This is a genomic window from Singulisphaera acidiphila DSM 18658, assembly GCF_000242455.2.
Taxonomy (GTDB): domain Bacteria; phylum Planctomycetota; class Planctomycetia; order Isosphaerales; family Isosphaeraceae; genus Singulisphaera; species Singulisphaera acidiphila.
Genome location: NC_019892.1, coordinates 7978280 through 7993427, shown reverse-complemented (window position 1 = coordinate 7993427; position 15148 = coordinate 7978280). Strand labels below are relative to the sequence as shown.

Here is a 15148-nt window from a genome sequence, read left to right as displayed (position 1 = left end):
CCTTCCGTTCGGGAAGGTCTCCGGCTCTTGGAAGATCGATGTTCGGGGCGTTGAGAACTCTCTATCCGATCAGCGAGCACCCGGCTGGGCGGCGGCAGGGGCACCCGTGTTTGCAGTTGATGCACCCACGACCGCCGAGTTGATCGTCTTGACCGATCGTGCGGCGAAGCTGTACTGGAGGACCGAGTTCACAACCGTCTGGAACGGCGCGGCGATCCGGTCGATGAAGATCGTGGCGCGGACGATCGGATCGCGATAGACCATCAGGCGGTCGCCAGGCATAAGCTGGTAGTTGGTCGTCGGGTCCCCCGCACTGACAATCGCGGCAAGGTTGACCGGCAGGACCTGCTGACAGCACGCTCCCGGAGGAGCCGGCCGAACGAGCCGGATATTCTGAGGTGCAGCTGTCGCGATGAGACCTCCCGCGTAGTTGATCGCGTCGAGCACGGTTTCATTGCCCGTGATCGGCATCCGACCAGGGGCGGCGACGTCGCCCTGGACGTAGTAGACCTTGCTGTTGTAGGCCGTGATATCGACGAAGACGCGATCCGAATCCTTGGGATCGACGGGGACTTGCTTGTCGTCATCCGGATCCTCGGGATCGCCCGGGTCGAGCCTCCAAAGACCGAGGTAGTCATCGGAAACGTACTGGCGCAGGTGGAGGACGATCTTTTCCTTGATCTCAAGCGTCGTCAGGCCGGCGACGTAGACCTCGCCGTAGAACCCGAGGGAGATCTTACCGTCCGGCTTGACCAGACGTTCGCCGGAGATTGGCCGGCCGGGAAGGGCTTCGAGGACTTCGACCAGCAGGAGGTCGGGGGGCTCCACGACGTACTCCGGCATGGAGACCTTGGTGAATTCCACCGGAATATTGCTGCTGGCAATTTTTTCTTCCGGCGTCCTGACCGTCTGACAGCCGCACGACGCCAGGACGGCTATGGCCATTAACCAGCCGATCCGTCGGTGTCCGAATCCATTGAGACCCATACGAGACTCCCTTCCCATCGCCCCAGGACCCGCTTTGTAGACGACCGACAACATGCCGGCCGCGACCCTGCCATCGCAGCCCAGCATTCGCGGGCCAGGGTCCGTTGTCATCCCGACATCGATTCGAGAGTAGCCGATTGCTATCCAGCATCATCGACCTTGACACAACTAAAGATCGGCATCGAACACACCAACCTTCAGGAGGAAATTTGATCTTCTCCGTTAGCGTCCTTTTAAGCGGTTATATCGGGCCGCGCGGTTGAAGTAACGCCCTGCTCCCACCTCAGGCTGATAGCCTCGATTGAAGAATTGGGACGCCCCCGCGCCCGGTCGGTCGGTGGCTCGACGGTCGTCGGCCACCGGTTGGGCGGCCGAGGGCTTCGCCGCGTGGGGATCGGGCCGTGAGCCGCTCAACCTGCCGGAACCAATTCCACCCGTCTGTTGCTGGGCCGCGAAAAAATAGAGCGCCGCGTTGCCCTGGATGGGCTGTTGGGTCATGTACGGGTTCAGGAACGGGTTGGTGTAAGGATTCGCGTAAGGGTTGGCGTACATCCCCGCATAAGGCGAGGCACCGCCGCCTCCGGTCCCGGAGGGGGCCGCCTGGGCTTGAGCCAGCCGAGGCGCTGCGCTGCAGCTCAGTGCCATCGCCAGCGCCAAACTTCGCCACAAACGCCCCATGATCCACCTCCTCGGCGAACTGAGTCACAAACCCTGCCGCGATGCTCCGTCCGCGGACCGATCTGACTATCCCATCGGCCTGCGCAGGTCCGCTCGTTGATTCTTTAGCCAATTCGGTCGACTTCGCCTCCCAAACTATACTCAGAATTGTTGTTGCATATGCATTGGTGATGAAGTGTAAGGTTGGGCCGATTGAATGGCAGCAAACCTCTTTGGGGACGCACTGAGCCGTGCATTCGGGAGGGCTATCTTCCAAATTATTGAAAGTGGTTTTTAAGCAGGGCCAGGTCGTCCTGCCGGTTTTGGGTATGCGACGGGTTTTGGGTGGGATCTCGCTCCTCCTCATCCCGGCGTCGAACGGCCGCACAAACCCTACAAGCCTATTTTTCGCCATCTGCGTCAAATACGGAGTTTATGCAAACCCTCTATTTTCTCTTCAGCCCGTCGTAAAAACGATCCGATCGAAGGAGAGACTGTCCCGCAGTGAGGGGTGCTTAACGAAATGGATTCGTGGCGTTCCGAGCTCCAACCGCAACCCGCGAGGCGAGGATGCTGACAAAATCATGGAGGCGACTACGGTCGCCAGCGGCGTGGGCGTTCTTGTTGATCATGGGTGCACCGATGCTCGCCGAAGCGCAGCAAGGGGGGTTATTCCCGCTTGCTCCGATCAAACGCCAGCGGGTCCCATGTAATCAGGAGAATCCGGTCTACGGCTTGTACCGGCACGAGTATTTCGGTTACCACCCGACCTGCTGGCGGAAGTTCCCGGCCGGCTGGGGTTGCCCGTCGCCCGAGGCGCCCAATGCGGCGGCCAGTTTCCAGAAGCGTCCGCGTGACCCGGCTATGCCGTTGACGCCGGATGACTTCGGGGGCCCTGGCCGCGATCGCGAACCGATGGACGGGAATGAGCCCGAAGGCCCAGCCGGTCCCGACGGAGCCGAGCTGCCTCCGCTTCCTGAAGGGGGTGTGCGGCGTCCGTTCCAGACCGATCGCGACCGACCGAACACGGCTCCCGCGCCCGCTCCGCGGCAGGCTCCTGCGCCGGGGTCCAACACCAATCCATTGGACTTGCTCCCGCCTCCCACCGATGCGCCGGGGGATCGGCCGTCCAATCCCCCGTCCCCCGATCTTCCGCCGACGGTGGAGGCCACCGATCCGTCCACGATCTCGGGGCCGATCGAAGCGCCGCTCTTGGCACTTCCCGATCCGGCGGCACCCGCAGCCTCGAGCAATAACGCTCAAGGGGCGTTGGCTCCGGCCAATCCGGCCATTGGTCCGGGAGCCTCGAACTTCTCACAGCCCGCTCCGAAGCAGGCCCCCCGTCGCACCAGCTTGCTGGGCGGCCTCTTCGGCAATGCAGGCCGGACCCGCCGTTGATTGGAATGGACCGGGCCGGTTCTTCACTTTGGATTCGCTTCGGGATTGCAACCCTCCGCGCGACGCTTCCAATCCGGGACGTCGCGTGTGAGGGTCGTTTTGCCGTCTCGGGATGTCGGGTTTTCCGACTCTCATCCCACGGATCGCTCGTGAGAGGGCATGCAAAGAAACGGGCGAAATGTCACAATCAATGAGGAGGCGGGGCGAATAACGCTAACGATGCGTGGTCCTCCCTCGGCTCGTTGATACTCCAAGGATCCGTGTCGCATGCGAACAGCCCGATGGCTCGCTCCTCTCGTGTTGGCGGCGATTGCGCTGGGCGCGGCAGCCTGGCTTTTCTCGTCCGTCGGTGAAATGCACGACCGACTGGCGAAGCATTCGAATGGGCTGGCCCTCGTCTTCCTCGGAATCGCGGGTCTCCTGGCGGTGCTTGCGGGGCTGTCGGCAGCCAGGCTTTTTTGGAAATTGGGCCGCCCCGAGGCGCCCCCGGCGAAGCCCCCGGAAGACATCGTCCGCGCGGCCGAACTTCAGACCGAGAAAGCGGAAGGGGTCATCAATCACGTCCGTGACGATCTGGCCAAAGCGCAGCTTCAGGGTGAGCTTTCCGAACTTCGCTCCGATCGTCAGCGGCGGATCTTCCACGTGGTTGTTTTCGGCACCGGATCGGCCGGGAAAACGTCCCTCATCAATGCGCTTCTCGGTCAACACGTCGGCAAGACCGAGCCCGTCATGGGCACGACCCGCCGGGGCGAAATCTTCACCCACACGATCGACGGCGTCGAGGGGACGGTTTCGCTGACCGATACCCCGGGCCTCTCCGAGATCGGCGCGGGGGGAGCGGTGCGCGAGGCCGAGGCCCGTGACCTGGCCGCGCGGGCTGATCTGCTCCTGTTCGTGGTCGACCACGATTTGGTCCGTTCCGAGTATGAGCCGATGTCAGCGCTTGCCCGCCAGGGCAAGCGCTCAATCGTGGCGCTGAACAAGCAGGACCGGCTCATGGAGGCCGACCGCGACGCTATCCTCGACAAATTGCGCGAGCGATTGGACGGGGTTGTCTCCGCCGAGGACGTCGTGGCGATTTCGGCGTCGCCTCGACCTACTCCCGTGCGGATCAAGAATAGCGACGGGACGGTGCAGACGGTCCTCGAGATCGAGGAACCGGAGATCGGACTTCTTCAGGAGCGGATCGCCGCCGTCCTCGGCCGCGAGGGCGATGCGCTTCGTGCGGGTAACCTGCTCTTGAGGGCGCACCTGCTTAGCCAGAAGGCCAAGGCGCAGGTCGGTCGCGAACGCGATCAGAACGCCCAGACCGTGATCGACAAGTTTCAGTGGGTTACTGCGGGGGCGGTCTTCGCCAACCCGATCCCCGCGCTCGACCTGATGGCCGCCGGCGCGGTCCAGTTCCAGATGATCTCCGAACTGGCCACCGTCTATGGCGTCGAGATCTCCAGTTCGCACGTCAAGATGATCGGCTCGCAGATGGTCCAGATGGTCTTGAAGCTTGGGCTCGTCGAGGCCTCGACCTCATTGATCGCTGGTCTGTTCAAGTCGACGCTGGTTGGTTATGCGGCCGGTGGCGCCGTGCAGGCGGTCTCGATGGCCTACCTGACCCATATCTCGGGACACGCTTTCGCCGAATACTTCGCCAAGGGGCAATCGTGGGGTGATGGCGGGATGCAGGCTGCCTTGGTCCGCCAGTTTGACCTCAACAGCCGCACGGAGTTTCTCCAGGAGTTCGCCAAGCAGGCGCTCGACCGGGTTGTGACTCGCGCAACGAAAGGCGCGAAGCAACCTGTGGGCAAGGACTCGTAAGCTTGAGGACTCGTCGGTCACGCTGAGGCCAAGGAACCTTAGTTTGGGCCGGTGATGGCGAGGAACGTTGATGAAAGAATTTCTGTACGTGATCGTCGATTTTCAAGGAAAATGCTGGGCCGTTCGCGAAGGGGAGGTGGAGCGGCTTCCGGGGCTGCCGAGCCTGCTCAATGCGGGGTGGCGGCCGATCCGCGAGACCCCTTTTCCTCAGAGCGACGGCAGCGACCCCTGCATCTTGATTCTCCTCGAGCGAGTCTGAGCCTCAAAGGGCGGAAAGGCGAGCGCGGTAGCCATGGGATTATTTCCCAACGAACATGAGACGATCGACGGTGTCGGCCGAGCCTTACGCTCGGGGCGGCGATCCTGCGTCGAAGTTCTCGAACAATGTCTTGACCGGATCGTGGAGTGGGAACCGCGGATCAAGGCGTGGGTGACCGTGGATCGCGAAGGAGCGCTCGAGCAGGCGCGGGCCTTGGACGAGGAGCTGCGGACCGGACACTGCCGGGGCGCACTCCACGGCATTCCGATCGGCGTCAAAGATATCATTGATGTGGCCGGAATGCCCACGGCGGCCGGTTACCGCCCCTGGTCGGGAAAGATTGCCGCACACGACGCGGGCATCGTCGCCAGCCTTCGAACGGCGGGGGCGGTGATCCTCGGGAAGACGGTCACCACCCAGTTCGCCTGGATCGATCCGCCCGTTACGCGCAACCCCTGGAATCTCGAACGGACGCCGGGAGGTTCCTCGAGCGGCTCGGCGGCCGCCGTCGCTTGCGGCATGTGTCTGGGGGCGATCGGCACCCAGACGGGAGGCTCGATCATTCGACCGGCCTCGTTTTGTGGAGTCGCCGGTCTCAAGCCCACGTTCACCGGGCCGATGGACGGGATCGTCCCCTTCGCCCCCCACCTCGACCACCCTGGTCCGATCGCGCGGAGCGTGCGCGACCTTGGCCTGATCTTCATGGAATTCTTCCGCCTAGAGGAGGCGGTGACTCCACCGTTGTCAGGCTCTGAGGAAGTCGAGATGCTGCTTGCCAAGACGTTGGCCCCGCTCTCTCGACCGCCGCGACTTGGCCGACTGCGCGGACCCTTCGAGAGTCAGGCCGATCCCGTCGCACGCGCGGCCTTCGATCGCGCGATCAATGCCCTTACCGAGGCCGGGGCGGAGGTCCTGGATTTGCCGGCCCCCTTCGATTTCGAGGACGTGAGCCGCGATCATCGCGCGATCATGGCGGCCGAAGGGGCTGCGGGGCATGCCAGCCGGCTGGCCAGCGCCCCTGAGCACTATAAGCCGATGATCCGGGCCTTGATCGAAGAGGGGAATGCGATCGCGGCGACGACGTACATCGATGCGAGGCGGCACCAAGAAGAGCTTCGCACCAAACTGTTTGGTTGTGCCGATGCGTTTGATGCGTTTGTCACGCCGGCAACGATCGGCACCGCCCCTGATCCCTCGACGACTGGCGATCCGGCGCTCAATTCACCCTGGAGCTTCACGGGGTCGCCCACCGTCTCGTTTCCAATCGACCTTTCGCCTGACGGGATGCCGCTGGCGTTGCAACTCGTCGAACCGCGCCTGCTTCGAGAATCCGACCTGTTCGAGACCGCCCAGTGGTGCGAGGATATCGCCCGCCGTGCGTTCCGTAGAAGGGGGAACTGAGTCATGGCGACCCTCGATCCAGCCACCGGCGACGACTCTCCACTCTCTCCAGATGACCCGGAGCTCGCCTTGATCCTCGAAGAGCTTGACGACAGCAAGCGGGACGAGATCGTCGATAAAGCACGCGAGAGTCTCGAAGAAACCCTGCAAGGGATGAAGCTGACTCCCGCCGAGGAGCTTGCGCTGGGCGATGAGCTCCGGCAACTCCGCGAACTGGGCCAGAAGCTCGAGGAGAACACGGTCGAGATCGCGGCCTTCGGCATGGTCAGCCGCGGAAAATCGTCGGTCCTCAATGCCTTACTAGGGCATGAGGTATTCAAAGTCGGCACGACCCACGGCACGACCGTGTCGCGGACTTCGCAGCGTTGGGAGCATTCGGCCACGTCCGAGCACCCAGGGCTTGAAGGTGCTCGGCTCGTCCTGGTCGATACTCCCGGGATCGACGAAGTGGGAGGGGAAGTCCGCGAAACGCTGGCGCGGGAGGTTGCGCGGCACGCCGACCTGATCCTCTTTGTCGTCTCCAGCGACATGCAGCGCTGTGAGCTCGAGGCGCTCTCCCAGCTCCGCCAGGTCCAGAAGCCGATCATCCTGGTGTTCAACCAGATTGACCGCTACCCCGAGACCGATCGCGACCAGATCTATGAGAAGATCAAGGACGAGCGGATCCGCAACCTGATCCGTCCCGAAGACGTCGTCATGACCGCGGCCCGGCCCGACCCGTTCAAGGTGAAGCTGCAACTTCCCGACGGCACGACGACCGTCCAGTGGGAACGGCCCGCTCCGGTGATCGAGCCGCTCAAGCTGCGAATCCTCGACGTCCTGGAACGCGAAGGCAAGGCGCTCGTCGCGCTCAACACGCTGCTCCTCGCGGGCGATCTTCACGAAGAGATCGTGGCGCACAAGCTTCGGATTCGTGACGACGCGGCGAACCGTCTGATCTGGAACTTTGCGCTCGCCAAGGGAGCGGCGGTCGCCCTCAACCCGATCCCGATCGCTGACATGGCGGGGGGGCTCGCGGTCGACGTAGGTATGATCGTCGCCTTGAGCAAGGTCTATGGGATCCCGTTAACCAGGAAGACCGCGTCCAGCCTGGTCAGGGATATGATGCTCGCCCTTGGCGCTTTGGGGGCGGTCGAAATTGTGACCAGGCTTGTGGCGGGAGGCGTCAAGTCCTCGCTGGCCGGGCTCTCCATTCTGAGCGGGGGCCTGGCGATTCCCCTCACCGCGCTCGGCTACGGAGCCATCGGGCTGGCTCAGGGGGGCACCGCCTCGACCACGTCCTATGTGCTTGGCCACGGAGCGAAGCATTACCTCAAGCAAGGGTGTCAGTGGGGTCCGCGCGGGATCAAGACCGTCATCCACCAGATCCTGGCCGAAGCGAAGACCGACTCGGTGATCGACCGACTTCGGGACGACCTCAAACGGCGAGTCACGGGATGATCGAAGCCGTCGTGGTACGTTGGAAGGCCATCGTGTTCGGGATGGTTGTTGCAATTGCCCTGGGCGGGGCGGTGGCCCTGTTGGCCATTCAGACTCGGCCTACCCGGGAGGCCGTGGCCACCTACACCGCCCTTTTTACCGCGGCCAACCGTCAAGACCTCAAGGGAGCGACGCGGCTCTGCTCGGAGCGCTACCGGCGCGCTCATCCCTTGAGGCTCGCGGACGAGGGGGGGATCGTTGGTCTCCCCCGCAACATTCACAAGAATTTCCAGGCCTGGCGGCAAGGGACGAACATCTGGGTGTGCCCGACGAACCGCGTCGGGCCGGTTTATCAATTTGTCCGAGAGCAAGACGCCTGGCGGTTCGACGGCCCGGTGGGACTGCTTCGAGGGCGAGGTGAGTTCATTCCCTTGGCCGACTTGACCGATCCCGGGGCACCCGCCCTCGACGACCCATCTTCAGCCAACTCGTCACAACCTGAGTAGAGCTGTTTCCCTCTCGGTCGCGTTCCCGGGGACTTTGGGCGTTCCGCTCGCATTGCTCGGGCGGTTCCTGCCTCGGCTGCGCGTTTCCTGGGCCGGCGGCTGCCCTGCCTTCATTCAGGTTTCCTCGGGAAAGCTCTGTTGCATGTTTTTTTCGAAAGTCGCTCCCGCCCTTTCGCCCGAGCCCATGCCTGCCCTTATCCCTAATCCACCGGTTCCTTACCGCCGTTGCAACCGTTCCACGAGTGCCTCAAATCACATGTCTTGGTTCGCTCCTCGGAAAGAATCAGGGGGAATACTAAAGTCGGCGGGAAAAAAGATCGATAACTGATCTGGTACTTCATGCCCACTCCTAGTAAAAGGGGCCAACCGCGGTGAACGCGATCCCCTCCGATCTCGGAACAGACCTGGCCGGAGGCCGGTGTCTGCCAAAGCGCAGGGACGTTGCGATTACTACGGCACCGGTGGACGAGCCGCGCAGCAAGCGGGATCTGTTCGCCGGGACGCGGTCCGCCATGATGGCGTTCCGTGGGGTCCTCGTCGCGAGGACCACCCAAGGAAGGGTCGGGGTCAGTCCCTGGCACGTCTCTCACCTACGCACATTACATCATCTTCTATGGGTTGGTCGGTCCGCCTCGGCGGACGCGATACGTCGCCGTCTCGTTGCTTCAAGCCAGCGCTTGGGCCGGGTCGCGCCGATGGATCGTTCCTCCCACTCGCCGCGAACGATTCCGACATCGGTGAGTGTCCCTCCTCGCTCCGTGACGCGAGACACCGACCTTGAACGGTCTCACCCGGCCCATCCCTTGGTGCCCGGCGTTTGGCCGTCTTGGCGGAAAGGAGTCCGTGTGGCATGACCATCGCTGCCTTGCTGATCGCCCTCATCACCACGCCGAATCTCGACGAGACTCGCTCGCCGATCCTGCTCGACTTCCAGGCCACATGGTGCGGACCCTGCCGGCAGATGCGCCCGGCCATCAAGCAATTGATCGATAACGGCTACCCAGTCAAAGAAATCGATATCGATAAGTCTCCCGACCTCGCCGCCAAGTATCAGGTCTCCAAAGTTCCCACGTTCCTCGTGGTCGACCCCGAGGGGAAGGAGCTGGCCCGGTCGGAGGGGGCGCAGTCGGCCGGAAAGCTGGCCTCGTTCTACCTCAAGGCGAAGGGCCAAGCGGTTCCCCCGAGTGACGACGGTGTGGACCGACGCATCGAGGAGGTCCGTGACGAAGGGCAGGAGCACGCTCCCGCTGATCCGGAAAAGCGGAGTCAGGCGTTTTCCGCCAACCCTGAACCTTGGAAGACGGTCGTTCGGATCAAGGTCCAAGGGAACGGATCGATCGGCTTCGGCTCGGGCACGATCATTCACAGCACCGCCGAAGAGTCGATCATCCTGACCTGTGCCCATATTTTCAAAGTCGAAGGGCGAGCGCCGACGGCTCCCGCGAACTTCCGCCTGCCCATCACCATCGACCTGTTCGATGGCGTCCTCCATAGCAAGGACGAGCCTCGGGTCCATCCCGTCGAGACGGTCAAGGGTGAGGCGATGGACTACGACTTCGATCGTGACGTCGGTCTCATCCGGATCAGGCCGGGTCGGCGGCTGGATGCCTCACGGGTCGTTCCGCCCTCGTGGAGTGCGCAGCCTCGGATGAAAATGTTTACCGTTGGCTGTTCCGAAGGGAACGATGCGACGGCGTGGAGCACCACGGTCATCAAGCCTGGGGTGAAGCTTTTCAACAACTCGGTCTATGAAGCGATCGAGTGCCAATTTGCTCCGAAGCAGGGCCGCTCGGGAGGGGGACTCTATACAGAGGAGGGTTATCTCGCGGGGGTTTGCGATTTCGCTGAGCCGCAAGGACAACGTGGGTACTACGCCACTCCCCGCTCGATCTACAACATCCTCGACCGAAACAAGCTGATGGCGCTGTATACGCCGGCCAACAAGCAAGGCGGGGCGCTCCTGGCAGCCAATCGACCGAACTCCCGGGGCTCCCGCCCCCCTTCGATCGCGCGGGCTCAGTCGCCCGACTCCGACGATTCGAGCAAGGTCATGATGCCGCCTCCCGAACTGCTTGGGATCAGGCCCCCCGTGGTCGCTCAGCAAGAGAATCCGCGAGGGGGGGCCAAGAAGTCCTGGCGTTCGATATCGACCGAGAGCACCGACCTCAAGATGGCGCCTGACGTGAGCAACGACACGTTCCAGGAGGCATCGTCTGAGCCGCCAGTCACGGCCTTCGTTCCCGAGGTCCGAAATTCCTCGGAATTGCGGATCAAAGGGAAGTGGCGGGCTGTCCAGTCAGGGCCTGCGCCGATGCTCTCCGACGCAGCCGCTCGTTGAGTGGGATGGGCGGCGATTTCCGCCGGTGGCGCCGACTTTGTCGGCGTCAAACACTGCGGTAATCCTTTACTTGTGAATGTTGAGGACGGGTTCCCAGCCGGCGGGAGCCCCGCCGAGCAGGAGTCGTTCGCACCTGGGGACATAGAGCCGGCTCGGCTCGTCTCCGTCGAGGCGCTGCGAATCGGCCTGAAGAAAGAGATCTCGAGCCAGGTCGAAGTCGTTGTGCTCGAACGCGTCGAGCGCGCGATGGAACGTCGTGATGAAGCTCATCTCTGGTTCCTCGTCGGGGTCGAACGCCTCGTAAACGTTCACGGGCGCGGCCTTCCCGGCAACCCGGATTCGGCCCCAACGACGCCAGACCAGGTCGGGTTGTTCTGCGCAGAGCCTCTGCGTGTTTTCGCAGAACAAGTTTTTCGTCCCGCACTGGCCGCTCGCTGGCTCGAGACGGGCCGCCAGGTTGACGGCGTCGCCCAGGATCGTATACGACAACCGCGCGCTGGTGCCGAAGGCACCGATCAGGCAATCGTTGCCCGACGCACCGCCGATTTTCACGCGGTGGAAGTAGGGGTCGTGGAGCTCCGTCAACGCGCGGGTGCTCGCCAGGGTTGCCCGGACCGCCCGGTAAGCATGGTCGGCCGGATCGCCGCTCACGAGCGGGCCGCCCCGGAAGCTCATGACCGCGTCGCCAATGAACTTGTCGATGATCAGGTCGTACTTGACAAGTTCGCTGACCAGGCAATCCATCGCCGCTTCCAGGTGCGCTGAGAGGCGATTGGGATCGTGCGCCAGCCCCTCGCAGGTCTTGGTGAACCCGACGAAATCCATGAAGAGGATCGTCGCCGGCATCCGGCTCTTCTGGGCGTAAGAGTGGGGATCCACCAGGAACCGTTCGGACACTTGTTTGGGCAGGGCCAGATTGAGCAGTCCACGGAGTTGCGTCTGCGTGACGTCGAGTTGATGGTAGGCGATAATGTACATGAGAAAGAGCATCGAGGTCATCATGCCGAGGATCACGAAGAATTCGACCTGATCGGATCGCTCTTCGACGGGTTCCATATCGAAGTAGGCGGTCTTGTGCTGGCCGTCGATGACGAGTTCCCGGCGGAAGAAGTGATCGTCGTTGCCCGGTAACTTGAGGCTTCCGCCGAGCGCTTTCAGGGTGGCCGCGCTCACGTTGCCTTGCACCTCGGAATCGATTCGGCTGATAAAGTCGGTCTCCATCTGCTTGCGAGACAATACGATGAAAAGTAAGACCGTGACGGTCATTCCGATCAGGCCAATATTCATCGAGTGGTGAATCACTTTTTCTTTTTTGCTCGCCGAGGCGTCCTTGACGAACTGATCGAATGCTGGGATCGAGCGGAGTGCCCGAAGGATGCGCAAGCCGCGAAGGATCCGGAGAATTCGGAACCCGCGAACGAAGCGGACGGCTCGGATCGGTTTGACGCCGGTGGCGATCGCATCGAGCAAGGGAAGGCAACTGATGAGGTCGATCAGGAACCAGGGGGTCTGGACGTAGGTGATCCCGTAGACTCGCAGCTTCAATAGCAGGTCGAACGCGAAGATGCCGTCAATGAGGAGGGAGAAGCCGAGCCAGGTCGACCGCCATTCTCCGAGGCCTTTCACCAGGTCAAAGAGGTAGACGATGATGGTGACCACGGCCAGCGCCAGCAGGGGCTTGTCCATGGCATCGATCCATCGCTCCCCTCGACTCGGTGCGGGATGGTTCTGCTTCATCGGTCGGTGAATGTCCGGCTTTAGGTTTGGCACTGTAGACCTCGAAACGAATCGGATGATCGCCGGATGCAAGATCCGAGCCGGCGTTGGGGGCCGACCAGGGAAATTGCGTGCGGCCATCCTATCCGAACTCTCCGCTCCAATTGACAGACTAGGGAGGGGCGGTACAATTGTCGCTTCAAGCGTTGTGGCGGTCGAGATGCCACCGCGCCAACTCGTTGCTCCGCAAAGTTCAACGACGTTGGCAGCGCTTTTAGCCGGCGGCTCCATGGAGGATATCGTTGATGGCTCGCGTTCGCCGCCTCGCTCTCCTGGTGCTTCTCGTCACGATGCTGGGCGGGGTGCTTCCGTCAAGCTCGCAGGGCCAGCCGCTGGCGGAGTCGCAGCCGACCGTCCGCGTCGATTCGAGCGCGACCGAGTCGACACCCAAGGCGTCGACTTCCCAAGAGAAAAGGAAGCCCGCGACCCCCCAGAAGAACTCGGGAATTGGCCGGGGAAGCATGCTGGGCTTCTTCTCACGCTCCAACCCGATGCTCTGGCTCCTCGGACTCTGTTCGATCGTTACCCTCGGGTTCACGCTGGAGCGGTTGGTGGCGCTGCGTCGCGAACGCGTGATTCCTCGTGACTTCGTCAGTCGTTTCCTCGAACGGCTCGCCGGTGGAAAGCTCGACCGTGACCGCGCGGCGGAACTTTGCCGGGCCAACGACAGTGCGGTGGCTCGTGTCTTCGCGATGGTCATCAATTCATGGGGCCAGCCTGCGGCGATCATTCGCCAGTCGCTCGGCTACGACGCTGCGGGAGAGGTCTCAGATCTCAAGCGAAACGTACGAGTGCTCAATGGTACGGCCACGCTCGCCCCGTTGCTCGGGCTGCTCGGAACCGTCGTCGGTATGATCCAATCGTTCGACGCCCTGGGTGGTCGGGTCGGGCCCGCGAAAGGAGAGGCTCTGGCGCAGGGGATCAGTCTCGCCCTGGTGGCCACGGCGCTCGGGTTGGCGATCGCCATCGTCTCGGTCGCGGCCTATTACTATCTGCTCAACCGGGTCGACCTGCTGGTTCGTGAGCTCGACGATAATGCGCGGAAAGTGATCGACCTGGTCTCTGCCGAGTCGCTCCGGCCGACCTCCGATCGCCGCTCGCCGCTCACCCCGCCCGGCGATCTGACGCGTCACGAGTCGCGCGCTCATTGACGAATTCTTTGGATTGAGCCGCGCTGACGCACGGACACTCTCATCCGATCGGACCCAATTCCTCTCGACACGCGGAGGCACACCCCCGATGCTCTCGGACCGCCTTCAGGCCGACGAGTTGCCCCATGTCAACATGACGCCGATGGTGGACGTCGTGCTCTGCTTGCTCGTCTTCTTTATCGCGGCCACCCGGCTCTACGATTGGGACGAGAACGAGTTTGTCGTCAGCGTGCCGCAAGTGACCGATGCCAGTCCGCTGACGGCAGCGCCCGACGACCTCATGCTAACTATTGTCCGTCCCGGACTCGTTGCATTGGGGGACACCACTCACGACCTCCCGTCGTTGGCCAAGATTCTTCGGCAGTCGCGCGAGCACTTTGAGGACCAAGGGGTCGTGATTCGGGGTGACTCCGCCTTGAATTACCAGGACCTGGCCGACGTCCTCTCCGTCTGCGATGGAGCCGGGATTCATAACGTGCGACTTCCGGTTCGCCCGCGCGGCGATGAGACTACCACGAATTGAGGCTCTGGGTGTTGCCCCTTTTTTTGAGGGAGCAGAGAGCCCGGGCAAGGGGGCGGGGGCGGTTTCGCTTGCCTTGCTTTTTCTGAGTTGCCGTGAACAGTCGTTTCCTCTCGATCACGACGACGCCCACCGCCGCGCCCGTCTGATTCTGGCTCAAACCAACGGGGACTCGTCCCCGTGATCTTCCATCCTTCAAGAGACGCCCGAATGGAATTTTTGCAGCAAGTAATTCACACGCTTTTACACCTTAGCCCCGACACGATGAATGAGTTGGCGCAGGGGGTTGGGCATTGGCTCTACGTCATCCTCTTCCTCATCGTCTTCGCCGAGACGGGCTTGGTGGCGACTCCCTTTCTGCCCGGCGACTCGCTGCTCTTTGCCGTCGGGGCGGTGGCGGCCAATTCCGGTTCGCCGATCAGCCTGTCATTGACGGCCGTCCTCCTGATCGTGGCTGCGATCCTGGGTGACGCGGTCAATTATGCGGTGGGGTATTACGTCGGCCCGAAAGTGTTTTCCAGGGAAAAGTCCTGGCTCCTCAACAAGAAGCATCTTGTCGAAGCGCAGCATTTCTATGAGCAGTACGGCGGGAAGACGATCATCTTGGCGCGGTTCGTGCCCATTGTCCGCACGTTCGCCCCATTCGTCGCCGGCATCGGGCGGATGAACTACGCGAAGTTCGCGATCTTCAACATCACGGGCGCCGTGGCCTGGGTGCTCTCATTCCTGGTGAGCGGCTGGTGGTTCGGCGGCCGTGAAGTGGTTCAGAAGAATTTCAAGCTCGTGATCGCGGCGATCATCGTGATCTCGATCTTGCCCGCTGTCATCGAAGTGGCTCGAAATAAACTGCGCCGGGATAAGAGCGGGCAGCAAGAAGGAAGCTGAGTTGAGTGGAAGGGAGCCGCTTACGCCTCTAGGGACGAA

General features: G+C 62.4%; 13 protein-coding genes. 10 read left to right on the top strand and 3 right to left on the bottom strand.

Annotated elements, in window-relative coordinates; genetic code table 11:
• Positions 1-69 precede the first annotated feature (69 nt).
• Complete coding sequence (locus SINAC_RS31180) at positions 70-945, bottom strand: polysaccharide biosynthesis/export family protein (RefSeq protein WP_237722611.1); 876 nt, start codon at positions 943-945, stop codon at positions 70-72.
• Between the two features lie 264 nt (positions 946-1209).
• The gene (locus SINAC_RS31175; RefSeq protein ID WP_015249529.1) at positions 1210-1665 is read right to left on the bottom strand and encodes a hypothetical protein; all 456 of its coding nucleotides are present in this window, start codon (positions 1663-1665) and stop codon (positions 1210-1212) included.
• Positions 1666-2214: 549 nt separating this feature from the next.
• Between SINAC_RS31175 and SINAC_RS31170 the strand changes: the two genes are divergently transcribed.
• From SINAC_RS31170 to SINAC_RS31140, 7 genes are all read left to right on the top strand, one after another.
• Positions 2215-3042 (top strand): hypothetical protein, encoded by an 828-nt coding sequence (locus SINAC_RS31170; RefSeq protein ID WP_015249528.1) that lies wholly within the window; start codon positions 2215-2217, stop codon positions 3040-3042.
• Between the two features lie 267 nt (positions 3043-3309).
• Entirely contained in the window at positions 3310-4854 is a 1545-nt protein-coding gene (locus SINAC_RS31165) for a YcjF family protein (RefSeq protein WP_015249527.1), read from the top strand.
• A 70-nt stretch (positions 4855-4924) separates the two neighbouring features.
• Positions 4925-5113, top strand: coding sequence for a hypothetical protein (locus tag SINAC_RS31160; RefSeq protein ID WP_015249526.1), 189 nt, complete (start codon positions 4925-4927; stop codon positions 5111-5113).
• Between the two features lie 33 nt (positions 5114-5146).
• Positions 5147-6514 carry an amidase gene (locus tag SINAC_RS31155; RefSeq protein ID WP_015249525.1) on the top strand — a complete coding sequence of 456 codons (1368 nt, stop codon included), beginning with the start codon at positions 5147-5149 and terminating at the stop codon, positions 6512-6514.
• A gap of 3 nt (positions 6515-6517) precedes the next feature.
• On the top strand, positions 6518-7954 hold the full coding sequence (locus tag SINAC_RS31150; RefSeq protein WP_015249524.1) for a YcjF family protein: 1437 nt from the start codon (positions 6518-6520) through the stop codon (positions 7952-7954).
• A complete protein-coding gene (locus SINAC_RS31145; RefSeq protein ID WP_015249523.1) occupies positions 7951-8439 on the top strand; it encodes a hypothetical protein in 489 nt (162 codons plus the stop codon). The genes SINAC_RS31150 and SINAC_RS31145 overlap by 4 nt, the downstream gene beginning before the upstream one ends.
• 850 nt (positions 8440-9289) lie before the next feature.
• Positions 9290-10777 carry a thioredoxin domain-containing protein gene (locus tag SINAC_RS31140; RefSeq protein ID WP_015249521.1) on the top strand — a complete coding sequence of 496 codons (1488 nt, stop codon included), beginning with the start codon at positions 9290-9292 and terminating at the stop codon, positions 10775-10777.
• A 66-nt stretch (positions 10778-10843) separates the two neighbouring features.
• Here the strand turns inward: SINAC_RS31140 and SINAC_RS31135 are convergent, their stop codons facing one another.
• Entirely contained in the window at positions 10844-12463 is a 1620-nt protein-coding gene (locus SINAC_RS31135; RefSeq protein ID WP_026012024.1) for an adenylate/guanylate cyclase domain-containing protein, read from the bottom strand.
• 335 nt (positions 12464-12798) lie between these two features.
• Between SINAC_RS31135 and SINAC_RS31130 the strand changes: the two genes are divergently transcribed.
• From SINAC_RS31130 to SINAC_RS31120, 3 genes are all read left to right on the top strand, one after another.
• Positions 12799-13704 carry a MotA/TolQ/ExbB proton channel family protein gene (locus tag SINAC_RS31130; RefSeq protein ID WP_015249519.1) on the top strand — a complete coding sequence of 302 codons (906 nt, stop codon included), beginning with the start codon at positions 12799-12801 and terminating at the stop codon, positions 13702-13704.
• Between the two features lie 88 nt (positions 13705-13792).
• Complete coding sequence (locus SINAC_RS31125; protein WP_015249518.1) at positions 13793-14227, top strand: ExbD/TolR family protein; 435 nt, start codon at positions 13793-13795, stop codon at positions 14225-14227.
• A 207-nt stretch (positions 14228-14434) separates the two neighbouring features.
• Entirely contained in the window at positions 14435-15109 is a 675-nt protein-coding gene (locus tag SINAC_RS31120; protein ID WP_015249517.1) for a DedA family protein, read from the top strand.
• Positions 15110-15148: the final 39 nt, after the last annotated feature.